13 protein-coding genes and 2 pseudogenes are annotated in these 22805 nt (G+C 68.4%); 10 read left to right on the top strand and 5 right to left on the bottom strand.

Translation table 11 applies throughout. From position 1 onward, the window contains the following. The coding region (locus ACN469_RS25455) for an amino acid adenylation domain-containing protein (RefSeq protein ID WP_498771642.1) at window positions 1–3470 on the bottom strand (3470 nt) is incomplete at its 3' end. A 177-nt stretch (window positions 3471–3647) separates the two neighbouring features. Further along, a complete protein-coding gene (locus tag ACN469_RS25450) occupies window positions 3648–6518 on the bottom strand; it encodes a hypothetical protein (RefSeq protein WP_498771640.1) in 2871 nt (956 codons plus the stop codon). Between the two features lie 185 nt (window positions 6519–6703). Here ACN469_RS25450 and ACN469_RS25445 point away from each other — a divergent pair, with 185 nt between their 5' ends. From ACN469_RS25445 to ACN469_RS25435, 3 genes are all read left to right on the top strand, one after another. Then, a complete protein-coding gene (locus ACN469_RS25445) occupies window positions 6704–7651 on the top strand; it encodes a pirin family protein (protein ID WP_498771638.1) in 948 nt (315 codons plus the stop codon). A gap of 279 nt (window positions 7652–7930) precedes the next feature. Next, window positions 7931–9682, top strand: coding sequence for an alpha-keto acid decarboxylase family protein (locus ACN469_RS25440; RefSeq protein ID WP_498771636.1), 1752 nt, complete (start codon window positions 7931–7933; stop codon window positions 9680–9682). Window positions 9683–10276: 594 nt separating this feature from the next. After that, window positions 10277–10552, top strand: coding sequence for a hypothetical protein (locus ACN469_RS25435; protein WP_498771634.1), 276 nt, complete (start codon window positions 10277–10279; stop codon window positions 10550–10552). Window positions 10553–10980: 428 nt separating this feature from the next. Here the strand turns inward: ACN469_RS25435 and ACN469_RS25430 are convergent. Continuing rightward, window positions 10981–12138 (bottom strand): annotated as a pseudogene (locus ACN469_RS25430) (IS4 family transposase). 788 nt (window positions 12139–12926) lie between these two features. Between ACN469_RS25430 and ACN469_RS25425 the strand changes: the two are divergent. After that, window positions 12927–13202, top strand: coding sequence for a DUF6289 family protein (locus ACN469_RS25425; RefSeq protein ID WP_498771632.1), 276 nt, complete (start codon window positions 12927–12929; stop codon window positions 13200–13202). Window positions 13203–13287: 85 nt separating this feature from the next. Here the strand turns inward: ACN469_RS25425 and hutH are convergent, their stop codons facing one another. After that, window positions 13288–14814 carry a histidine ammonia-lyase gene (hutH, locus tag ACN469_RS25420; protein WP_498771630.1) on the bottom strand — a complete coding sequence of 509 codons (1527 nt, stop codon included), beginning with the start codon at window positions 14812–14814 and terminating at the stop codon, window positions 13288–13290. A gap of 110 nt (window positions 14815–14924) precedes the next feature. On the opposite strand from hutH, the gene ACN469_RS25415 reads away from it, so the two are divergent. The 5 genes and pseudogenes from ACN469_RS25415 (at window position 14925) to ACN469_RS25395 (ending at window position 19977) form a co-directional block, all read left to right on the top strand. Next, window positions 14925–16202 carry an aspartate kinase gene (locus tag ACN469_RS25415; protein WP_498771628.1) on the top strand — a complete coding sequence of 426 codons (1278 nt, stop codon included), beginning with the start codon at window positions 14925–14927 and terminating at the stop codon, window positions 16200–16202. 4 nt (window positions 16203–16206) lie between these two features. Continuing rightward, complete coding sequence (locus tag ACN469_RS25410) at window positions 16207–16623, top strand: ComEA family DNA-binding protein (RefSeq protein ID WP_498771626.1); 417 nt, start codon at window positions 16207–16209, stop codon at window positions 16621–16623. A 9-nt stretch (window positions 16624–16632) separates the two neighbouring features. Next, window positions 16633–16731: pseudogene (locus tag ACN469_RS25405) on the top strand (zinc-ribbon domain-containing protein); the annotation flags it as partial. A gap of 6 nt (window positions 16732–16737) precedes the next feature. Then, window positions 16738–18624 (top strand): tetratricopeptide repeat protein, encoded by a 1887-nt coding sequence (locus ACN469_RS25400; protein WP_498771644.1) that lies wholly within the window; start codon window positions 16738–16740, stop codon window positions 18622–18624. Between the two features lie 168 nt (window positions 18625–18792). After that, window positions 18793–19977, top strand: a complete 1185-nt coding sequence (locus ACN469_RS25395) for a glycosyltransferase family 2 protein (protein ID WP_498771624.1) — start codon at window positions 18793–18795, stop codon at window positions 19975–19977. Window positions 19978–20052: 75 nt separating this feature from the next. Here ACN469_RS25395 and ACN469_RS25390 read toward each other — a convergent pair whose 3' ends face one another. Further along, window positions 20053–20922 (bottom strand): CHAP domain-containing protein, encoded by an 870-nt coding sequence (locus ACN469_RS25390; protein ID WP_498771622.1) that lies wholly within the window; start codon window positions 20920–20922, stop codon window positions 20053–20055. A gap of 136 nt (window positions 20923–21058) precedes the next feature. On the opposite strand from ACN469_RS25390, the gene ACN469_RS25385 reads away from it, so the two are divergent. After that, window positions 21059–22753 carry a tetratricopeptide repeat protein gene (locus ACN469_RS25385; RefSeq protein WP_498771620.1) on the top strand — a complete coding sequence of 565 codons (1695 nt, stop codon included), beginning with the start codon at window positions 21059–21061 and terminating at the stop codon, window positions 22751–22753. The last annotated feature ends 52 nt before the right edge of the window (window positions 22754–22805 follow it).

The following is a 22805-nucleotide window of genomic DNA, read 5'->3' as shown; positions in this document are numbered from 1 at the left end:
ATGAAGGCGAGCCGCTCGGTGGGGTGCTCGGGGTCGAGCGGGACGTACGCACCGCCTGCCTTGAGGCTCGCGAGAAACGCGACGATGAGCTCCGGGGATCGAGGCAGGCACACGCCCACCTGCGGGTGCCGTCGGTCGACGCCATTCACTCGCAGCTCGCGAGCCAGCGCATTGGCGCGCGCATCGAGCTGGGCATAGGTGAGCGAGCGCGCTCCATGTTGAATCGCCACGGCTTCCGGCCGCAAGGCGACCTGTGCATCGAAGAGCCGCACGAGCGACGACTCGGACGGATACGGGCGCGCCGTGCGGTTCCAGTCGATGAGCCACTGGCGCTGCTCATCACCGGAGAGGAGCGGCACCTGTCCACAGGGAAGCTCGGGTGCGCGGACGAACGCCTCGACGAGTCGCACGAAGTGCTCCGCCATCCGTTCAATGGTGCGCGGAGCGAACAATGCGGTGGAGTACTCGATGGAGCCTCGAAGTCCCTCCGCGGATTCCTCCAGCGCGAGGAACAGCTCGAACCGCGAGGTCCGTGTCTCCAGCTCCAGCGGAGCGACGTGAAGCCCTGGGAGCTGAAGCTGTCCTCCGGGTGCGTTCTGGAGCGCGAACAGGACCTGGACCAACGGACTGCGTCCGGGCTCGCGCTCGACGTGGAGCTCCTCGACGAGCTTCTCGAAGGGAAGCTCCTGGTGGGAGTAGGCGCCGAGGCAGGAGTCGCGAGTGCGGAGGAGGACGTCGAGGAAGGAGGGATTGCCGGAGAGGCGAGCTGGGAGAGGGAGGGTGTTGACGAAGAAGCCGATGAGGGATTCGAGCTGGGGGCGGGTGCGGTTGGCGATGGGAGAGCCGACGAGGAAGTCGAGCTGACCGGAGTAGCGGGAGAGGAGGAGCTGGAAGGAGGAGAGCAGTGCCATGAAGAGGGTGGCACCGTGGAGACGGGAGAGGGAGTCGAGGGAGTCGCGAAGGTGGAGGGGAAGGGAGAAGCGGAAGGTGGAGCCCTCGAAGCTTTGGAGAGAGGGGCGAGGGAAGTCAGAGGGGAGAGAGAGGACGTGAGGGACGCCGTCGAGGAGGCGAGTCCAGAAGGAGAGCTGAGAGGAGAGGGTGTCGCCGGAGAGCCAGTCCCGTTGCCAGGAGGAGAAGTCGGCGTACTGGATGGAGAGAGGTGCGAGGGAGGAGGTCACCCCCTGGAGGCGAGCGAGGTACTCGGCGGAGAGCTCCTGGTAGAGGACGCCGAAGGACCAGCCGTCGGAGATGATGTGGTGCAGGTTGAGCAGCAGGAGATGCTCGTGCTCGGAGAGCGTCACCAGCAGCGTACGGAAGAGCGGTCCGCGCGCCAGGTCGAACGGCCGTTCCGCTTCCGTACGCAGCAGGACCTGCGCCCGTTCGAGTGAACTCGCGGTGCTCCGCTCCAGCCGCACGGACACCGACTCCGCGACGTGTTGTAGGGGAGCGCCTTCACCCGGGAAGGTCGTGCGCAGGGACTCGTGCCGGTCGACCAGTGCCTGGAGGCTTTGCTCCAAAGCCGCGATGTCGAGCGGCCCCTCCACGCGGAACGCCATCGGCAGGGAATACACAGCCGTGTCCGGCATCCACCGGTCCAGGAACCAGAGCCGCTGCTGCGCGAACGATGGGCCCAGGCGCGCCTCGCCCCGTGCTGTCCGGATGACGTCTTCGGAGAACGCGCTCGTGGTCTCCTCGAGACTGGTGCACAGCTCTCGAAGAACGGGCCGGTCGAAGAGGGCTCGCAGCGGAAGGTGGAGCCGTGTCACCTCGCGCATCCGGGTGATGACCTGCGTGGCGAGCAGCGAGTGGCCCCCCAGGTCGAAGAAGTTCGCGGTGGCGCTCACCGCTCCCACGCCCAGCACCTCCGCCCAGATGCGCGCGACGGCGCTCTCCAGCGCCGACTCCGGTGCGACGAAGTCCTCGGCGTGCGCCTGGGGCACGGGCAGCAACGCGCGGTCCACCTTGCCGTTGGGCGTGAGCGGCAACACGTCCATCACCACGATGGCGGCTGGCACCATGTAGCCAGGGAGCAGGTGTTGCAGGTGCTCGCGCAGCTCGACGGAAGACGCTCGCGCGACGACATACGCGACCAGCCTCCGGTCTCCCGGCGAGTCCTCTCGCACGAGCGCGAGTGTCTCCAGTACGGAGGGATGCTGGCGCAGCGCGCTCTCCACTTCTCCCAGCTCGATGCGGAAGCCACGGAGCTTCACCTGATGGTCGCGACGGCCAATGAACTCCACGGCTCCGTCGGCGCGCTCCCGCACCAGATCTCCCGTGCGGTACATGCGGCCACCGGACAGGTCGCTCCACGGGTCCGGCAGGAAGCGCTCTCCCGTCAGGTCCGCGCGCTCCCAGTAACCCCACGCGAGGCCCAGGCCTCCCGTGTACAGCTCACCCACGGTTCCAACGGGAACGGGCTGCATCACCTCGTCCAGCACATACATCCGCGTCCCGGTGATGGCGCGGCCGATGGCAACGGCCGTGGTGTCCTCGGCCTCCAATGCTCCGCGCATCGGGTGGAAGCTGGTGAAGGTCGTGTTCTCGGTGGGGCCGTAGAAGTTGACGAGGCGAATGTGCGGAAGCTGCTCCAACGCCTTGCGCGCATGGGGCACGGAGAGGACCTCGCCTCCCGTGAGCAGCTCACGCACGCGGCCCATTCCGGGCAGGCCCAGCTCGACGAGCTGATGAAAGAGGCCCGTGGTCACCCAGACCACCGTCACGCCTTGTTCCTCCAGGAAGGGCCCCAGCTCGTCCAGCCCCGCGGCGCCCTGGGTGAACACGGCGAGCCGCGCGCCGTTGAGGAGCGCGCCCCAGATTTCAAAGGTCGACGCATCGAAGGCCACGGGGGCGAACTGGAGCAGCACGTCATCCGGGCTCACGTCCACGTAGTTGGCGCCGAGCACCAGTCGCAGCACGCCCCGGTGAGGAACACAGACGCCCTTGGGCTTGCCCGTGGAGCCCGACGTGAAGACCACATAGGCCAGATCGTCCGGGCAGACCGCGCGCTCGGGCGGCTGCGTGGGAAGCGCGTCCAGCTCCGCTTCCATCGCGTCCAGGCACAGCGTGGGCACATCGCCCGACAGAAGGCGCGAGCGCAGGCCTGTCTGGGTGACGATGGCGTGGACTCCCGCATCCTCCGCCATCAGTTGCAGTCGCTCGGACGGATAGTCTGGATCGAGCGGAACGTAGGCTCCTCCCGCCTTGAGGACGGCCAGGAGGGTGACCAGCAGGTCCGCCGTGCGAGGCAGACAGACACCCACCTGAGGATGCTCCCGACCGATGCCTTGGGCGCGCAGGCGCCACGCGAGCTGGTTCGCCCGCGCGTCGAGCCGTGCATACGTCAGGCTCACGCCGTCGCTGCTGACCGCGACGGCGTGAGGACGCAGCGCCACCTGGGCTTCGAAGGCGTCCGCGATACTGGAAGGAAACGAAGCCGGGGAGGGAGCCGACAAGGAGAGGGCGTCGAGCATGTCAACGCGTCGCCCTCACGAGGATGAGTAAGCGACGGCTGCCGCGGGGGGCACGGCAGCCGATGAGACAGGGCGAGACGCGTCAGACATTTCTAGGAGGCTTGCCCAGACATGCGCAAGATTGGCCAGGCCTCCCCGCCCTGATGAGGCGGATTCCTTGATTTGTGTTTCAGTATATTACGGGTGACTCGCCGGGTCCGCCGGGTTCGTGCCGGCCGCCCGCTCATCACCATCCCGGAAGCCGTCGAGGTCCCGGTCGATGCCGATGCGCGTCCCCGAGCCAGGGGGCACACATGTGTACGTCAGCACGCCGTTGCCCGCCGTGATTGCCGTGCGGAGGTGCGCATCCGCCACGCCTGGCACGCCCTGCCGGTCGACGATGAACTGACCTCCTCCCACGTAGAGGAAGCCCGCATCGTGCGGGCCAACCCGGCCCTTGGCCACCAGCTCGCACTCGCCCGCGTTCGCGCGCGCCACCAGCAAGTTGATGCGCGGCCCCGCCACGGCGGCCTGCGCGGCCGTCAGCGTCACCTGCTGCCCGACGATGGGCGCCAGGTTCGTGTCGAAGGCGAACATGAACTGCTCCATGTTCCGCTTCGCCGCGATGCCCTCCGGCGTGTCGGGGATGCCCACCGAGTTGAAGATGGGGTGGAAGTCGAAGCCGCTGTTGAAGGCGAAGAGGGTGGGGACGGTGCCATCGCTGTTGAAGCCGAAGCCGCGCACCTGGTCCCCGAGGAAGGGGTCCACGGGCAGGTTGCCCGTGGCGAAGGGCGCGCCGAACATTCCGACCTTCTGGTACAGGTTGCGCATGTGCGGCACCTTGGGGAACTGCGGCACGACGTCGAACGAGGACCGTCCGTCCGTGCCGAAGAAGCCCTTGAAGACCCCTTCGCCAGGGTTCGAGTTGGGGTCGAGCGTGTGGCACGAACCGCAAGGCCCGTGGAAGAACGTCATCGTGTTCAGGAAGAAGTCCCGGCCCGCCTGCTGCGAGGGCGTGAGGGAGTTGTCCAGCTTGCGGATGGGGTTGGGCGGATAGACGACCTGGAGCGCGAAGTCGGTGAACTTCTGGAGCTGCTGGGGCGTCAGCTGGGAGCCTCGGCCCAACAGGTCCATGAAGGCCGGGTTGAACTGCTTGAAGGCCTCCGCCTCGTTGAAGGCGCCGTTGTTGGGCTGGGCGTTCGCCGCGCTGTCGCCGCCGTTGCGGTCTCCTCGCCAGTGCATGGGGCCGTGGTTGGCCATGCCCCGGAGGCTCTGCGTCGTCATGGGACCCTTCAGCGGGTGGAAGGCCGTGCTCTGCCCGAACGTCGGATCACTTCCGAACTCGGGCAGGATGGGGACGACGGGGCTGGGATTGCTCTTCACCGCGCCGTCCGGGTTGCCCAGGTCCCAGGCCAGGCTGTCGAAGTCGCCGAAGATGTGGCAGCTGGCGCACGAGGAGTCGCCGTGGCTGGAGCTGTTCCGCGCGTCGTAGAGGAACGGGCGGCCCTCCACCACGCTCGCGGGCTCCGGGTTGTACATGGGCAGGTGGGCGATCTCCTGGCGCGTCGTCGTGTTGATGACGGAGATGGCGTTGTCGAAGCGGGTGAGGACGTAGAGCCGCCGCCGCGCCTCGTCCAGCACCAGGCCAGTGGGGCCGCCGCCCGTGAGCTGAATCTGGTTCGCGGCGCTCGGCACGAAGGTGTCCGCCTCCAGCGCCGCGGTGGAGTAGACGCCCAGCTTCGAGGAGCCGAAGGCCGTGACGAACAGCGTGGCGCCGTCGGAGGTCACCGCCATGCCCAGCGGCTGCGCCAGACTCTTCTCGCTCTCCGGATTGGGCGTGGGCGCGCAGCAGGTGCCGTAGTCGATGTGCTTGTTGAGGTGGCGCGGCGTGACGCTGTTGGAGCCGAGCACGGTGATGCGGCTCTCGTGGAGGTGGCCGCGCAGCGTGGTGTTTGCGAAGGTGCCGGATCCCTCGAAGCGCAGGTCATTCCGGGCCTCCGTGTTGCTGACGTACACCTTCCCGTTGACCGGGTTGACCACCATGTTGAACAGGATGGTGCCCACGCCCGCGTAGACGCTCCCGCGGCCGGTGAGCGGCGCGGGCGGGTTGGAGGTGGCGTCGATGGCGAAGACGTCCTTGTCCGGCAGGGAGAGGCGCACCTGCGGCGTCCACGAGCGGTTCAGCACGTCCACCCAGTCCTGCCCGTTGTGCTTGACGATGAGGGAGACCTCCGGGGCGGGGACGCCCGCGAAGTTGGTGTTGGGGCCCGGAACGCCGCCCTCGGCCTCGCCACCGTTGGGAATGGCCAGCTCATGCAGCACCGTGGTGCGATTGCCGGAGTGGAAGGCCGCCGCGTACACCCTGGAGCCGTCTGGCGTCGTCGCCAGGGCCCGGGGCGTGTCGGCGAACAGCGACAGGATGGTGAGCGGCGTGCCACCCAGCGAGCTGCCCAGGTGCTCCGAGTCGAAGACCCAGACGTCGGCCCGACCCACGCCCGGCGTGGTGAGCTGGGGGTCGAACGGCGCGTTCTGGCCGCGGTGCGCCGCGGTGATGAACGCGCGCCGCCGGCCATGGCCCGCGAAGACCAGGTCCCGAGGCTCGTCACCCACGAGCAGCGTGCGCGTCACGATGCCGCCGCTTCCCTCCGCGTCCACGCGGACGATGCTGACGCTGTCCGACAGGTGGTTGACGACCCAGACCTCGTTGTTCGTCCGAGCGGCGACGGCCACGGGCTCCAGGCCCACGGGCACCGAACCCCGGTGGCTGAGGCCACTGTTGCCGATACGGAAGATCTCCAGCCGGTTGTCCGGCGTGTTGACGGCGAACAGCAGCCTGCCATCGGGAGAGAGGGCCAGGGGGCGCACCTGCCCGCTCTCGAAGAGGGTGAAGGGCGCGGAGGAGGCTTCACCGCCGACCAGGACTCCCAACAGCAGCAGACTCACGACAACGCTTCTCAGAACACCAGATCGAACAGCCGTGCACGGGGCTTTCAGAACATCCTCCAGGGGATTGAGACAGTTCCCTCCCTCTGTCGAGGGAGTGACAGCTGGGAGGGAATGCGGAATCATCCGTGGATACGGTGTGAGCCGTAAATGCTGGCATCTGTTTTTCTGGAAAAGGCAGGCGTGGCGATGCCTGCGCTTGACAACGTCTTTCTTCCGGCTCGAAGGGGAGGAAGGCGCATGGGCCTGGAGTGTCTGTGCCTACCCATGGCATGTGCGGATGGGTCGAATTTTTACAGGAGTGTGAGCCGATGGCCTGGAAGATGCCCGAGGAACCCTATGTCGACGCGGAGCCTGGCTCCGCGCTGGAGACTGTCATCGTTCCGCGCACGCGGGACCTGGGAGATGGCTTCGAGGTGCGCCGGGCGCTGCCGTCGTCGCGGCGGCGGATGGTGGGGCCGTTCATCTTCCTGGACCAGATGGGGCCCTCGGTGCTCCAGGCGGGAAAGGGGCTCGACGTGCGCCCTCATCCACACATCGGTCTGGCGACGGTGACGTATCTGTTCGACGGCGAAGTGCTGCACCGGGACTCGCTGGGCGTGGTGCAGACCATTCGTCCGGGCGCGGTGAACTGGATGGTGGCTGGGCGCGGCATCGTGCACTCGGAGCGCACGCCGCTGGAGTCGCGCGTGAAGGCGAACCGGCTGTTCGGCATCCAGTTCTGGGTGGCGCTGCCCGGCTCGCATGAAGAGGTCGCGCCGTCCTTCGAGCACACGCCCGCGGACGCGCTGCCCGTCATCAAGGACCACGGCCTGGAGCTGCGGCTCATCGCTGGCGGGCTGTTCGGGGAGAAGTCTCCGGCGCGCACCCAGTCGCCGCTGTTCTACGCGGACGTGAAGCTCGACGTGGGCACCCGGCTTCCCGTGCCCTCCGTGCATGAGGAGCGCGGCCTGTTCATCGCGGAGGGACAGGTGGAGGTCGGAGGCGAGAGCTTCGGCCCCGGTCAGCTCCTGGTGCTGCGTCCGGGCGCGGAGGTCGTCGCCCGGGGTGGTGGGGCCGCCCAGTCCCGCCTGTTGCTCTTTGGGGGCGAGCCCATGGACGGGCCGCGTCACATCTGGTGGAACTTCGTCTCCAGCTCGAAGGAGCGCATCGAGCAGGCCAAGGAAGACTGGACGGCGAAGCGCATCGGTCAGGTCCCCGGTGAGACGGAATTCATCCCGCTCCCGGAGCCCGACCCGAACGTGCCCCGCTATCCCTGACACGATACGCCCGCAGGTGAAGCGAGACGGCCCCGCAGAAGGCTCATCTGCGGGGCGTGTCTGTGTATTTCGAGACGCCCGTTCCTTGTACAAAGCCTCTGCCGCCCCCTCATTCGCAGCTCGGACTGATGGGCAGCTGACGGGCAGGGGAGAGCAGGGTTTCCCCGGATTGAGTTGTCAGGACTTTTGATGCAATTCATTTCGTATCAATCCTGGGCGTCTGGGGATGCCTGGGTGAGTCCGCTGTGCGGGGAAGGAATTGCCGTGAGTCATGCTTTCATGAAGTCGAGAGAAGCGTCTGTCTCCGTCGGAGATTATCTGTGGGTTCGCCTGCTTGAGCTGGGCATCCGGCATGTCTTCGGGGTGCCGGGGGACTTCAACCTGGGCGTGTTGGAGCAGTTGCTCAAGCATCCGGAGCTGCGCTGGGTGGGGTGCTGCAACGAGCTCAATGCCGCCTACGCCGCGGATGGGTATGCCCGCATGAGAGGTGTTTCGGCGCTGCTCACCGCGTATGGCGTGGGCGAGCTGAGCACCGTCAATGGAATTGCTGGCGCGTATGCGGAGCGCGTGCCCGTGGTGGCCATCACCGGGGCTCCTCCGCTGTCACATCTCCAGAAGCGCTCCGTCATCCACCACAGCCTGGGGGATGGGGACTTCGGCAACACGCTGGCCAGCGTGGCGCCCTTCACCGTGGCGCAAGCGGTGCTGACGCAGGCGAACGCGCCCCAGGAGATAGACCGGGTGCTGCGCACGTGTCTTCGGGAGCGGCGGCCCGTGTACCTGCAGCTCCCCGCCGACGTGACGTTCCAGCACGTCCCCGCGCCCGAGGCTCCGCTGGTGCAAGAGGCTCCTCGGAGCGACCCCGCAAGTCTCGGGCTGCTCCTGGCGGAGTTGGTTCCGCGGCTGCGGAGCGCCCGCCGTTGCGCGCTGCTGGTGGACAGTGACATCCAGCGCTTCGGTCTCGCGCCGAAGGTGTTGGCGCTGGCGGAGTCCGCCGCGCTTCCCATTGCCCTGCTCAGCTCCGCGCGGGGGCTGGTCGACGAGGGACATCCCGCGTTCCTCGGCTTCTATGGCGGTCGCCTGTCGGACCCGTACGTGCGGGACTGGGTGGATGGCGCCGACTGCGTGGTGGCGCTGGGCGCGCGCTTCACGGACCTGAACACGAACGCCTTCTCCCTCCGGCTGGAGCCGTCGCGGCTGGTGGACCTCCAGCTCTTCAGCGCGACGCTGGGGCAGGGTGTGCAAGGGGTGCCGCCGACCTTGTACAGCGGGCTGGTGTTGAGCGAGGTGCTGGAGGTGCTGAAGGAGGCGCTCGGCGAACGGAGGGCCCAGGACTTTGTCCCTCGCTCGGCGCGGTTGCGAGCCCTGGCGGAGGCCCGGGCGCCGGCGCCCACCCCCAAGGCCGGGACGCCGCTCACGCACGCGCAGCTCTGGCCCGCGTTGGCGGGGCTGCTCGAGCCGGAGGATGTCCTGCTCATCGAGGCGGGCAGCCCCATGGTGGGGTTCGCGTCCGCGCAGCTGCCTCGCGGGGTGACCTGGGTGGCCCAGCCGCTGTGGTGCTCCATCGGCTACACGCTGCCGGCGGTGCTGGGGACGAGCCTGGCGGCGGCCCCGGAGCGGCGCCACCTGCTCTTCATCGGAGATGGCTCCTTCCTCATGACGGCGCAGGAGCTGTCCACGCTGCTGCACCTGAAGCTCAAGCCGCTCGTCTTCCTCATCAACAACGCGGGCTACACCATCGAACGCCTCATCGTCGGTCCGGAGGCCGTCTACAACGACATCCCGAGGTGGAACTACCCAGCCGTCTGTGATGCGCTGGGAGCGCCGGGGCAGTCCCTGACCTTGCTCATCGAGAAGCCGGAGCAGCTGGCGCCCGTGCTGGCGGAGGCGGTGCGCGCCCAGCGCGACGGACGCCTGGTGTTCGTGGAGGTTCGGCTGGCCCCGCTGGATGCCCCCGTGGGCATGGCCCAGATGGGTGCCTCCATCTATTCCCTGTCATACCGAGATGAGAGTGGGCTGCCTCGCTTCTGACGTGTGGTGGCATTCCCTCGCAGGGGCGGTGGGATGGAAAAACCCTCTCAGCATGCTAGTCTGGGAAGGCCGTACAAACCATTGACTGTCCCTGGAGGCACGAATGCAGGCTGGAAGGTTCATCAGCGGTGCGTTTCTTGCGGTGGGGTTGTTGCTGGCTGGCTGCGGTGGCTCCCCGGTGGAAGACACTGGGGCACAAGACCTCACCTCGCGCGAGGAGTTGGTTCCCGACTGTATGGACTCCCTGGAGGGGACCATCTACTACTCCACCTCGGCGCGCACTGTGGTCGTGGGCTACAGCGGTTGCGGTTGCGGGCCCTGGACGCGATGGGGCCAGACGACGACGTACACCCGGGCCACGACTCTGTGCCCCACGCGGCCTACTATTCCTGAAGATTGAGTGAGCAGACGGCTTCATGAAGAGAAGACGGCCCGCCCTGGAGCGTTTCCGGGAGCGGGCCGTCGCTCGTTCGCGGCTGACTCCGCGCGGCAGTCCCTCTCATGTGCCGAAATACGCGGTAATGAAAGTGAAGGCATCTCTGCGTGCTAGCCTGGAAAGGTCGTACAACCCATAGGCTTTCCCTGGAGGCACGGATGCAGGCTGGAAGGTTCATCAGCGGTGCGTTGCTCGCGGCGGGTTTGATGCTGGTTGGCTGCGGTGGCCCCGTGGTGGAAGACACCGAGGCCCAGGACCTCACCTCGCGCGAGGACGCCGCCCAAAACTGCGATGGGCTCAACTACGAGTACACGTATTACAGCGACGCGACGTACACCACAATTGTGGGCGGCCGGGGCTGTGACTGCTCCTTCTGGTCGGCCTGGGGGAAGATTACGGCTTTCCGCGAGTACGTCGGCGGGACCTGCTGGTAACGCGCGCTCCGCGTCGCGTTGAATGAAGACGGCCCGCCCCGAGGACTCCCGGGAGCGGGCCGTCGCACTTCAGTCAGGCATTGCGCTCAGGCGGTGGCGGAGCGCACGGCCGCGAGCAGCGCGCCGGAGTTGTCTTGCAGATGTAGTTCCGAAGAGACCGCAGGCACTCTGCTACTAACCCAGGGCACGGTTGACGTGATCATCTGACGTATGGGCAGATTGCCCACCTGCTGGGCATTGGCGATGCGACAGTCAGCCGGGTGCTTCGGCTGCATCGGGAGACCGGAGGCGTGACTCCCCGTTCCCGAGGTGGCGGCAACTTTTCGCCCATTCGCGGCAAGGTGGCCGGGGAACTGCGGCGCCTTGCGGCCAAGACTCGGATTGCCACCGTGTTAGCGTTGATGGGGCTGCTGACCTGAGCTATCCCCTCATATGAAACCGAAGGCTTCACGGAAGACGTGGTGTGCGTGAAGGAGCTCGGAGAAGCGTTGCACGAGGGGCAGCAGCCGCTCCTCCTTCATCATGGGCATGGCCTGGTAGTACATGCAGCCCTGGCGAAAGAGGGAGTAGGTGCGCGTCTTCACCGTGTTGGCCTTCAGGCCCTTCTCCATGCCCAAACTTTCGCCCGCGGCGCCCAGCAGCGTCAGCAACGCCTGGGCCAGGGCGCTCACCAACAGCAGCCTGTCACGGCGCTCCGGACTCTTCACGCGCAGTTCGGACAGGCCCATGCCGAAGCGCAGGTCCTTGATGTCTCGGAACGTCTCTTCACAGGTGAAGCGGCGGCCGTAGAGCGTCACCGTTTCGCGCGCGCTGCCGTCAGCAAGGCTGGTGGCCAGACACCACGACTCCTTCATGCCTTTCTGGTGCACCAGCACCACGGCGGGCACGGGCGCCCTGTCGGCGGTGACGCGCACGCGCTCCAGTTTCTTGGCATGGCCGGAGGCCGGCATTCATCCCGAGGCGGGCTGCTGCTGGCCCTGGGCCGTTTCCACCCGCACGTCCTGGCGGAAGCGCACTACGTAGTCAAAGCCCAGCTCGCCCAGCAGCGCATACAGCTTGCTGTCCGCGAACCCTCTGTCGGCCAGCACTGTCACCTTCACGCCCTCGGGCACGCAGTGCTTCAGGTGGAGCAGCAGGGTGTCCTCGGCTTCGGCTCGGTTGCCCTTCAGCACGCTCTTCTGAAGCGTCATCCACAGCAGGGGCGTGGAGCGGCCGTGGGTGGTGACAAGGCTGGCGACCAGCGTTGTGTGCCCGTCCGCATCGAAGTCCGTCCAGTCGAGCGCCACCAGCGCCTCGGTCCGCTCCGCCAGGACGAAAGCCACCCAGGAGGGCAACAGCTTCCAGACGTCTACGCCCTCATTGGAGAGCAGCCGGTCCACCTGCTTGATGCCATGCTTCTCCACGCCTCCGCGCGCCCAGGCCAGCGCCTGTCCGATGGCATGCACCGACAGCGAGGCCGCATGCACCGCGCCCAGTGTCGCGTACGAAAGCGACAGCACTCGTCTGGCGTGCAGGTCCTCCTCGAAGAGTCCTTCGAGGAAGGTCCGCACCTGCTCTTCGTTGAGGGCCACCTTGCGCTCCAGCATGGCTGCGTCTTCTGCACCGCGCCACTGCCTTGGCGCACGCGCCAGCCAAGCAGGCGACTGAGGATCAACTCGCTAAATGAGGGGATCCTTCAGGACGCCGCCCCCAACTGCAATGGGATCTACTACGAGCACACGTATTACAGCGACGCGACGTACATGAATCCCGTGGGCTACCGGGGTTGCGACTGTTCCTTCTGGTCGAGCTACGGTCGGACCACGGCGTTCGTCGAGTCCTACTACGGGACTTGTCGGTAGCGCGCTCCGTCGCGCGTGAAATGAAGACGGCCCGCGCCAGAGTACTTCCGGGAGCGGGCCGTCGTATTCCCCTGACGCCTTGCTTCATTCCCTCTCAGGAGCCGCGAAATGAGCAAGCCATGTTCAGCATGTTAGCCTGGGCGGACCGTACTGCTCACGGGCTGTCGCTGGAGGCATGAATGCAGGCTGGAAGGTTTGTCAGCGGTGCGTTGCTTGCGGTGGGGCTGACGCTGGCTGGTTGCGGTGGTCCCATGGTGGAAGACACCGAGGCACATGACCTCACGTCGCGCGACGGATTGGTTCCCGACTGTACGGGCACCACGGAGGGAGAAATCTTCAACTCCTCACCTTGGCGCACGGAGGTCGTGGGATACGCCGGCTGCGGTTGTGAGAGACGCTGGATTCGATGGGGCGTGGTGACGCCGTACTCCTCCCTTTCGGAGCTGTGTCCCTTGGATCTCCCTTCTGACCCTGAGTGAGCAGACGTCGTCTGGAAAGGTCGTACAACCCAAAGACTGTCGCTGGAGGCATAAATGCAGGCTGGAAGGTTCATCAGCGGTGCGTTGCTCGCGGCGGGTTTGATGATGGTGGGCTGCGGTGGCCCCGTGGTGGAAGACACCGAGGCACAGGACCTCACCTCGTACGAGGCTCCCCTCCCCAACTGCGATGGGCTCAACTACGAGTACACGTATTACAGCGACGCGACGTACACCACGGTCGTGGGCGGCCGGGGCTGTGACTGCTCCTTCTGGTCGGCCTGGGGGAAGATTACGGCTTTCCGCGAGTACGTCAGCGGGACTTGCTGGTAGCGCGCGCTCCGCCTCACGTTGAATGAAGACGGCCCGCCCCGGAGTACTCCCGGGAGCGGGCCGTCGCACGTCAGTCCGGTATGGCTCAGGCGGTGGCGGAGCGCACGGTCGCGAGCAGCTCGCCGGAGTCGACCAGCTGGCTGACGGCCTCGATGTCCTTGTGCAGCTCCCGGTCCCTGTCCATGTGCGGCACCTTGGAGCGGATCAGCTCGTAGGCGGCCAGCGCGCCCTTGCCGGGCTTCCCAGGCAGACGGAAGTCCAACGCCTGCGCGGCCACCAGCAGCTCGATGGCCAGACACGAGCGCGTGAAGTCACTCACCTGTCGGCCCTTGAGCGCCGCCGTCATGCCCATGGACACGTGGTCCTCGCGGCCCGCGGAGGACGGAATCGAGTCCACCGACGCGGGGTGGCTGAGCACGCGAGACTCGGCCACCAGCGCCGCGCTCGTCACCTGGGCAATCATGAAGCCCGAGTTGAGCCCGGAGTTCTTCGCCAGGAACGCCGGCAGGCCCGACAGCGACGGGTTCACCAACTGCTCCACGCGCCGCTCGCTGATGGAGGACAGCTGAGTGAGCGCCATCGCCACCACGTCCATGGCCAGGGAGATGGGCTGGCCGTGGAAGTTGCCGCCGGAGACGATGCGCTCCGTCTCCGTGAAGACGAGCGGGTTGTCCGTGGCGCTGTTGACCTCCACCTCGAGGATGCGCCGCGCGAAGGACAGGCCCTCGCGCGCCGAGCCGTGCACCTGGGGCATGCAGCGCAGCGAGTAGGGGTCCTGCACCTTGCTGCAGTTGACGTGCGACTCCACCAGCTCGCTGTTGACCAGGATGCGCCGCAGATGCGCCGCGCAGGCCTTCTGGCCCGGATGGGCCCGCACGTCGTGAATCTCCGGGATGAACGGCTTGTGGCTGCCGAGCAGACCTTCCAGCGTCATCGCGCCCGCGACGTCGGCCAGCTCCGCGAGGGACTCGGCGCGAAGCTGGAGGAGGGTGCCCACGGCGCACATGGCCTGGGTGCCGTTCACCAGGGCCAGGCCCTCCTTGGCCTCCAGGATGACGGGCTGCAGGCCGGCCATCTCCAGGGCCTTGCGCGCGGGAAGCCGCTGTCCCTGGTGGAAGGCCTCGCCCTCGCCGATGAAGACGAGCGCCAGGTGCGCCAGCGGGGCCAGGTCACCGGAGGCGCCCACGCTGCCGCGCTCGGGGACGACGGGGATGACGCCCCGGTTGAGCATCTCCAGCGCCAGCGTCAGCGTCTCCGAGCGGATGCCGGAGTAGCCCTTCGCCAGCACGTTGCAGCGCAGGAGCAGCAGCGCGCGGGCCTCGGGGAGGGGCAGGGGCGTGCCGACGCCGCAGGCGTGGGAGAGGATGAGGTTGCGCTGGAGGTCGCGCAGGTCCTTCTTGTCGATGCGGACCTCGGCGAGGGTGCCGAAGCCGGTGTTGATGCCATAGGAGGGCGTGTCTCCGGCGGCGACCCGGTCCACGAGCGCGCGGGCGGCGCGGACTCGGGTGGCGGCCTCGGGGGCCAGCTCCACGGTGACCTCGTTCCGAGCGACCTGGAGAATCTGCTCCAGCGTCAGGGTGTCTCCGTCGATAAGGATTCGGGGGCGCGACATTGGGGCTCCAACAAGGGGTGGCGGATTCAGGAGTCTTCCTCAGCGGGGCTTTACACCCGGGAGCCGTGCTCGTATAGGTCCGCCGACTGAAGAGGGAGGTCACGGACTCCGTGGCGCTGATCGTCCAGAAGTATGGCGGTACCTCCGTGGGTGACACCGAGCGGATGAAGAACGTCGCTCGACGCTGTCTGGCCGCGCAGGGTGCGGGGCATGACGTGGTGGTCGTCGTCTCCGCGATGTCGGGAGAGACGAACCGGCTGCTCAAGCTCGTGGCGCAGATCACCGACCGGCCAGACGAGCGGGAGCAGGACGTGGTGGTGGCCACCGGCGAGCAGGTCACCATCGGCCTCGTCGCCATGGCCATCCATGCGCAGGGCGGTAAAGCGACGAGCTTCCTGGGACATCAGGTGCGCATCGTCACCGACAGCACCTTCTCCAAGGCGCGCATCAAGAGCATCGACGCGCAGCCCATCCGCGCGGCCCTGTCCAAGGGCCACATCGTGGTGGTGGCGGGCTTCCAGGGCGTGGACGAGGCGGGCAGCGTCACGACGCTGGGACGCGGTGGCTCGGACACCACGGCGGTGGCGGTGGCGGCGGCGCTCCAGGCGGATGCCTGTGAAATCTATACGGACGTCGACGGCGTCTACACCACGGACCCGAACATGGTCCCCGCCGCGCGCAAGCTGGACCGCATCTCCTACGAGGAGATGCTGGAGCTGGCGAGCGTGGGCGCGAAGGTGTTGCAGATCCGCTCCGTCGAATTCGCCATGAAGTACAAGGTGCCGCTCTGGGTGAAGTCGTCCTTCTCCCAGGACCCGGGCACACTCGTGTGTGAGGAGGACAAGTCCATGGAGGACGTGCTGGTCCGCGGCGTGGCGTATGACCGGAACGAGGCGAAGATCACCGTCTGTGGCGTGCCGGACGTGCCGGGTGTCGCCGCGAAGATCTTCGGGCCGCTCGACGAGAAGAACATCGTGGTGGACCTCATCGTCCAGAACCCGTCGAGGGATGGGCGCACGGACCTGACCTTCACGGTGGGCAAGGCGGACTTCGTCAAGGCGCAGGACGTGGTGCGCGAGGCGGTGAAGGAGATTCAAGCCGCCGGCATCGAGACGGACGAGAACATCGCCAAGGTGTCCATCGTCGGCGTGGGCATGCGCAACCACTCGGGCGTGGCGGCGCGGATGTTCACGGCGCTGTCCGCCGAGGGCATCAACATCCAGATCATCTCCACCTCGGAGATCAAGGTCTCCTGCGTGGTCCACGCCAAGTACACGGAGCTGGCGGTGCGCGCGCTGCACACGGCGTTCGGGTTGGATCAGCCGCTGCCCCCCGAGGGCGTGGCGACCGTGTCCGAGACGGCCGCGCTCAAGGGCGAGAAGGTCTGAGGCGATGGCGGGGCGCACCGCGGCGCTCGCCGTCGTCGCCCTGGGGGTGATCGGGTTGGGCGCGGTGGCTCGCTGGCGTTGGCCGGATTCCGCGCCAGCGCTGGATTGTCCTCCGGAGGCGGTGCGGCTCCGCTCGGACGGGGTGGCCACGTGTGGCGAGGGTGAGGTGCCCACGGGGGCCACGGCGTTGGCGCTGGGGCGGCGGCTGGACCTGAATGCGGCGACGGAGGAGGAGCTGGCGCTGTTGCCGGGCGTGGGGAGGTCGCTTGCCCGGGGGTTGGTGGAGGCCCGCGAGGCGGCGGGTGGCTTCGCGAGCTGGGACGCCGTGGACGAGGTGCCCGGGGTGGGTGCTGCCCGGTTGAAGACCCTCCAGGCGGCCACTGTGTTGGGGCCGACTCCGGATGCCGGGCCCGTGTGGTAAGCACGCGGCGTGCAGATCGCCTGCCCTCAGTGCTCGATGCAGTATGTCCTCGACCCCCGCCTGCTGCCGCCGGGAGGGGCATCGGTCCAGTGCACGCGCTGTGGCCATGTGTTCATGGCTTCGCCGCAGGCGGAGGCTCCACGTCCTCCCCCTGTAGACCCGGCGGGAGTGCGCTCGCCGAGCGGCTCGTGGGCGTCCGCCTCGACGCCCCCGGCCTCGAGCATGCTGCGCACGCAGATCTTCGGTTCGGGCTCGTCCGGCGCGGCGCCTCCGGTGCGGTCCGGCGCGGGCTCTCAGGGCGTGGTGCCGAACACGACGCAGACCTTCGGCGCGGTGCCTCCGGTGAGTCAGGGCTCGAGCACGTACAGCGCGGTGCCCAATACGACGCAGACGTTCGGTGCCGTGCCTCCGGTGGGCCCGGGTTCGGGCTCGCACGGCGCGGTGCCCAATACGACGCAGACGTTCGGCGCGGTGCCTCCGGTGGGCCAGGGCTCAAGCACGTACAGCGCGGTGCCGAACACGACGCAGACCTTCGGTGCCGTGCCTCCAGTGGGGCAGGGCGCGCATGAGCACGCCGCCGGGGGCGCGAGGCAGTCCATCCAGGTCTTCGGGAACACGAACCTGGGCAGCTCCGTGCCGCCCTCGATTGCCCCGGTGACGGCGAGCCCGAAGCCGTCTGCCGTCACCGCCTCCGACGCGCTCGCCCCCCTGGGGAGGACGCTGACCTTCGGAGCCGTCACCGAGCAGTCCACTTCCATGGGAGCTGTGCCCACGCTCCCCATAGAGTCCCAGACCCGCGTCTACGGAGAGTCTCCAGCGGGAGCTCAGCCGGGCGGCACCCAGAGCTTCGGGGCCATCGACTCCGAGTCGTCCCCGGTGTCGCGCAAGACGGCGCTTTATGGTGCTCCCCAGGACTCGAATGGGGGTGTGCGGTTGCCTCCCGAGGAGCTGCCTGGAGTCGGTGCCTTCGGCGGCATCGGTCCCTCGGGTTCCACCGAGCCGGGCTCGCACTCCGGTGCTCCGTCCGTGCGCCGGCCCAGCGTGTCCCTTCCGCCCGAGTTGCTCGCGGCGGGCCGCGAGGACTCCGCGTTCCCCGGGATGGAGCCTGCGAGTCGTTCCTCCCGGCTGTGGATGGGGCTGCTGGTGGCGGCGGGCGTGCTCCTCGCGGGAGTGCTCGCCTATCCAGCCTGGAGGGATCGCGATGCGAACATGCCCGCGGCGGCGGTGTCGGACAAGGACCGCGCGGTGGTGTTGCTCCGCAGAGACGACGCGGCATCCAGGGACCAGGCCATCACGAGCCTCAAGGCCCTGACGGCGGCGCATCCCAAGTACACCGAGGCCCAGGCCGAGCTCGTCAGCGCGCTGTCCCTGCGCCTGGGTGAACTCCAGGCGGAAGCCGATCGCCTGCGCATGCGGAATGAACACATCCAGCGAGAGATCGACACCCTCACCAACAGCCAGTCGCCAGTGGACTGGGAGAGCCGGGTCAACGCGCTCAAGGACGAGAGGGAGAGCCTCGCTCGCGTCAGTGTCCCGCTGAGGAAGGATGTCGACACGCTCCGCAAGGAGCTGGACGTCCTCGCCGCCGCGCTGGACGCGGCGCCGGAGGTGGAGCCCGCCCCGGCCCTCGCGGCCCGAGTGAAGGCGCTGGCCCTGCACGCGGGCGTGACGGCGGCTCCGGACGCGCTGGCCCTGGCGGAGCGCCTGCGCAACGTGGAGAGCGCTCCCAAGATCTGGAGCACCGTGGCCCGGGCCGAGTACGTGCTCAGCTCCGGCTCTCCTCCGGACTCCGTGGCGCAGTCGGCGAACGAGCTGGAGACGCTGCGCCAGGCGGACGGCACGCTCCTGCGCGCCCACATCCTGGGAGCTCGACTGGCCCTGCGGATGAAGGACCCGAAGATGGCGCGTTCACTGCTCGACGAAGTGAGAGCGCTCAATCCGAACCACGAGCTGGCGCGCAAGCTGCTCCAACAGCTCGACAAGGGCGGCTTGCAGCCCTGAAACGACGTCCGTGCTTCCCGACGTGAGACTGGAGAAAGTCCAGTCCCGCCCTGGTGCTGATCCTCGCGCCGCCGGGTTTCGCGGGCGGAACGCGCGGCCGTAAGCGAGGCATGCCTCTTGCTGGTCACCCTGGCGAAGTCGGGGACTGGGTCTTGGGAGGCATGGTCGATGGCGGAGGTCTTCTTCTGGTGTTCCGCGCTGCTGCTTGCGCACACGTACTTTCTCTACCCATTGAGCCTGTTCGTGCTGGACGGGGCGGCGCAGGTGGCGCGGAACGTCCGGGCGATGCGGGGCGGGGAGCCGCGCAAGGGCCTGGCGAGTGCTCGAGGGCCGGCTCCATCGGTGAGCCTGGTGGTGGCCGCGTACAACGAGGTGTCCTGCATCGAGCAGAAGCTGGAGAACAGCCTCGCGCTCGACTATCCGGCGGACCGCTTCGAGGTGGTGATTGGCTCGGACGGCTCGACGGATGGGACGAACGAGCGGGTCCTCCAGTGCCGGGATGAGCGGGTGAGGTTGTCGCCGGCGCCGCGCGCGGGCAAGACGACGGTGCTCAACCGCTGCATCCCCACGGCCAAGGGCGACATCGTGGTCCTCTCGGACGCGAACACGATGATTGAGCCGGAGGCCATCCAGAAGCTCGTGCGCCACTTCGAGGACCCTGAAGTCGGGGCCGTCTGCGGCAAGCTGCGGCTCTACAACCCGACGAAGCAGGACTACGAGGAGAGCGCGTACTGGAGCTACGAGTCCCTCATCAAGATGTACGAGGGGCGCCGGGGCGCGGTGGTGGGGGCCAACGGCGGCCTGTATGCCATTCGTCGCACGCTGTTCACGGAGCTGCCCGCGTCCACCATCGTCGACGACTTCGTCATCCCGCTGCGCATCCTGGAGAAGGGCTACAAGGTCGCGTACGAGGAAGAGGCCGTCGCCCATGAGGAGACGACGGAGGACTACGGCAAGGAGTTCGGCCGCCGCGCGCGCATCGCCGCCGGCAACTTCCAGAGCATCCGCATGGTGCCGGGCCTGCTGCTTCCCACCGCGGGCTTCCCCGCGTTCGCGTTCTGGTCCCACAAGCTCTTGCGCTGGTGCGCGCCCGCGCTGATGGGGCTGGCGTTGATCGCCAACCTGTTCCTGCTCGACAGCATGTTCTACCGCTTCACCCTCCTGGGGCAGGGGCTGTTCTACGCCCTGGCGTACCTGGGGAAGGTGGGCGTGCTGAAGCGCGGGGCGGCGAAGCGGGTCGCCTCGGTGGCCTACTACTTCGTCACCATGAACCTGGCCATTGTCGTGGGCTTCTGGCGCTTCCTGCGCAACTCGCAGCGCGCCGCGTGGGACCGCACCGCTCGCGCGTCCTGAGTCGCGAGCACGTCGTGCTTCCCGGCGCTCGGTCCCTCACGGGGCCGGGCGCTTCGTCTTTCCACGGCCTGTCGCCTACCGGAGAGAGGCGACGGGGACGGGAGCGGGCTTCTTCGCCGCCGGGCTCGGGGGCAGCACGCTGCCGAACGAGGCGAAGAGCTGGCCGGTGAGGACCGGGTCCTTGTTCGGGCCGGGGTGGCGCAGCAAATCGTTGAGCACCTCGCCCGTCTTCGGATCTCTCGGCAGGTGGGGGCGGGCCAGGTTCATGCGGTAGCGCACGACGCCTCGGCGCACCCGGTGGATGACGGTGACGGTGCCCTGGGCGTCCACGGAGTCGACGATGCCCACGTGCGTGAGGCCGTCGTTGCGGCGGCCGTCCCGGTTCTGGTCATACGTCTCATTGAAGAAGACCAGGTCCCCGGCCACCGGACGCCCCTCCGAGTAGACGCGGCCATTCGCGCGCGCATAGCGGTAGAGGGCGGTGACGCCGTTGTCTCCGGGCTTGAGGGTCCCCCGGAAGGACAGCCCCGCCTGGGCATGGACGCCCTCGATGAGGCCCGTGCAGTCCGCCGGGTACTTGCGCCCGTCGAGCGTCACCTGGGGCTTGCCCACCAGCGAGCGGGCCGAGGCGAGCACCGTCGCGCGCGCGTCGGCGGAGACGGGCTTCGCGCGGGTGCTCGCCGGAGTGGTGGCGGGCTTCGTCTTCGAGGGGCGGGCCGCGGTCGCGGCGCGCGGAGGCGTGCGCCGGGCGGGAGTGGCCTTGCGCTCGGCCGTCTGGACCTTGGGGGCCACGGGGCTGGAGAGCGACTCGCGGGGAAACGCGGGCGGGGACGCGGAGCGGTAGCGCACGGCGTAGGAGTCCAGCCACGGCTCCAGCCGGTTCGACGGGGTGGCGCAGCCCGTCGCCGCCATCGCGAGCATTCCCATCAGCGTGAGCCACCGCATGCGCGACCTCCCTGTAGCGTCCTGAGGCACCCATGCTCGCCCCGGTGGCGTGTGTCGTCAAAAAACCTACCCAGGCAACCGTCCGTGACGGCTCGGGTTTCCGAGGGGGCTGGGGTGCGGTATTGCTGACAGGAGAATGGTCGCCCTTCGCCGAGCCCTCGCCGTCCTCCTGCTGGCCGCTGCTGGCTGTCTGCCGTCGCCGTATGACCGCGCCGCCAGGACCGACACCGTGGAGGCCTACCGCGCCTTCCTGCGTGACAATCCAACGCACCCGGATGCGGACGCCGCCGAGTCGCGGTTGGAGGAGCTGGAGTTCGAGGAGGCGAAGCGGCTGCACTCGGTGCTCGCCTACAAGCGCTTCCTGGAGGTGTACCCGGACGCGCCGCACACGCGCACCGCGAAGACGCTGCTGGAAGGGCTGCGCTTCAACGCCGCGAAGGAGGCCGCCACGGTGGCTGGGTGGCGCCAGTTCCTCCAGGAGCACCCGGACGGCCTGCAGCGCGACGAGGCGAAGCGGCTGATGGCGGAGGTGGAGACGCAGGAGATGGCGACGACGCAGGACCCCCGGCGCCTGGCCGAGTACCTGCGCGAGAAGCCGGATGATCCGCGTCGCCTGGAGGTGGAGTCGCGGCTGGACGCGCAGTCCTTCGAGCAGGCCAAGGCCGGCGGCGCGGCGAAGCTCTTCGCGTACCTCAAGGAGTTCCCGGCCGGCACGCACCGCGAGGATGCGCGCATCCTCCTCTTGGAGCTGGAAGTGGAGGGGCTGCTCGTCTCGGGGCTCGTGGACGAGGCGGAGGCCCGGGTGAAGGCGCATCCCCTGGGGCCCAAGCTCACCGGCTTCCCGGCGCGGCTGGCTCGCGCTCGGACGGAGCGGGCCGCGCTGGCCCAGCCGGAGCCGCTGGTGCAGGCGGCGTACGTGGGTCACTACCTGCGTGACCTGGAGGACCTGAAGCGCGCGATGGTGGCTCCGGACGCGCTGGACAGGTGGCAGGCGGCGGAGGAGATGGGACAGCACGTGTCCGTGCGCGCGGTGGATCCGCTGCTGGACGCGCTGCGCTCCGCGCGCAATCCGCTCATCCGTCAGAACGCGCTGGAGTCGCTGCGCACGGTGCTCTCCTCGCTGCCGCGTCCGGTGGCCGAGTATGAAGTGGCCTCGCGGCTGGATGCCCTGCGCGAGCGGGCCAGCAGCTCGGAGATGTACCTCACGGTGGCGGTGCTGCTGGACCTCTCCGGCCACCTCGGCCAGGCGTCCACCGAGTACCAGCGCGCCTTTGACTCCGGCGTGCCGGACCCCGTCGTCCTGCGGCGCTGGGTGGACATCCGCGAGGCGCGCAAGCAGCCCTTCTCCGCGGCGGTGGCCGCGCGGCAGCTCGCGGTGTGGGCGCTGGGCGTGGCGCGCGAGGAGACGGTGACGGCGGAGGGCCGCGTGCCCCTGGCGTCCGCGCGGCAGCTCTGCGCGGCGGCCGTCAACGCGCGCTTCGCCGCGGGGGCCATCGCCCGGGCCCGCGCGGCGTCCAGCGAGTTCCCCGAGGACCTGGCCGAGTTCGAGCGCCGGGCGGAAGAAGCGCGGCGGCTGGCCGAGGCGAGGCTGGCGGACGCGGAGCTGATGCTGCGTGAGCAGAGTCCGGGTGTGCGCACCTGCTCGGACCGGGGCGTCAGCGAGCGGCTGGAGGGTGGGGTGAAGGAGCGCACCGCCGCGCTGGCGTCGGTGGGCACGAAGCTGCCGCAGGTGGGACGGCTGCTCCTGGAGGTGGCGCGGGAGAGAGACCCCTCGCCCCAGGTCCGCGAGGCCGCCTCCGCGCGGCTGACGGCGCTCAAGCCCGTGCCCTGAGCTGACTGATCCGTTCGTCCCGGGAGGGCGGGGCGGTTAGAGTTCGCCGCCC

Source organism: Corallococcus terminator (assembly GCF_049194865.1).
GTDB lineage: Bacteria > Myxococcota > Myxococcia > Myxococcales > Myxococcaceae > Myxococcus > Myxococcus terminator_A.
Note: the sequence above shows the minus strand (reverse complement) of the source record. Positions and strands in the feature narration are given on the sequence as shown.

Excerpts from the sequence above, each read along its gene's own strand:
- ACN469_RS25435 (WP_498771634.1), top strand. The coding sequence starts at position 10,277 with ATGCAGGCTGGAAGGTTCATCAGCGGTGCGTTGCTCGCGGCGGGTTTG.
- ACN469_RS25385 (WP_498771620.1), top strand. The coding sequence starts at position 21,059 with ATGGTCGCCCTTCGCCGAGCCCTCGCCGTCCTCCTGCTGGCCGCTGCT.
- ACN469_RS25410 (WP_498771626.1), top strand. The coding sequence starts at position 16,207 with ATGGCGGGGCGCACCGCGGCGCTCGCCGTCGTCGCCCTGGGGGTGATC.
- ACN469_RS25395 (WP_498771624.1), top strand. The coding sequence starts at position 18,793 with ATGGCGGAGGTCTTCTTCTGGTGTTCCGCGCTGCTGCTTGCGCACACG.
- ACN469_RS25425 (WP_498771632.1), top strand. The coding sequence starts at position 12,927 with ATGCAGGCTGGAAGGTTCATCAGCGGTGCGTTGCTCGCGGCGGGTTTG.
- ACN469_RS25390 (WP_498771622.1), bottom strand. The coding sequence starts at position 20,922 with ATGCGGTGGCTCACGCTGATGGGAATGCTCGCGATGGCGGCGACGGGC.
- ACN469_RS25400 (WP_498771644.1), top strand. The coding sequence starts at position 16,738 with ATGGCTTCGCCGCAGGCGGAGGCTCCACGTCCTCCCCCTGTAGACCCG.
- ACN469_RS25450 (WP_498771640.1), bottom strand. The coding sequence starts at position 6,518 with ATGATTCCGCATTCCCTCCCAGCTGTCACTCCCTCGACAGAGGGAGGG.
- ACN469_RS25440 (WP_498771636.1), top strand. The coding sequence starts at position 7,931 with ATGAAGTCGAGAGAAGCGTCTGTCTCCGTCGGAGATTATCTGTGGGTT.
- hutH (WP_498771630.1), bottom strand. The coding sequence starts at position 14,814 with ATGTCGCGCCCCCGAATCCTTATCGACGGAGACACCCTGACGCTGGAG.
- ACN469_RS25445 (WP_498771638.1), top strand. The coding sequence starts at position 6,704 with ATGGCCTGGAAGATGCCCGAGGAACCCTATGTCGACGCGGAGCCTGGC.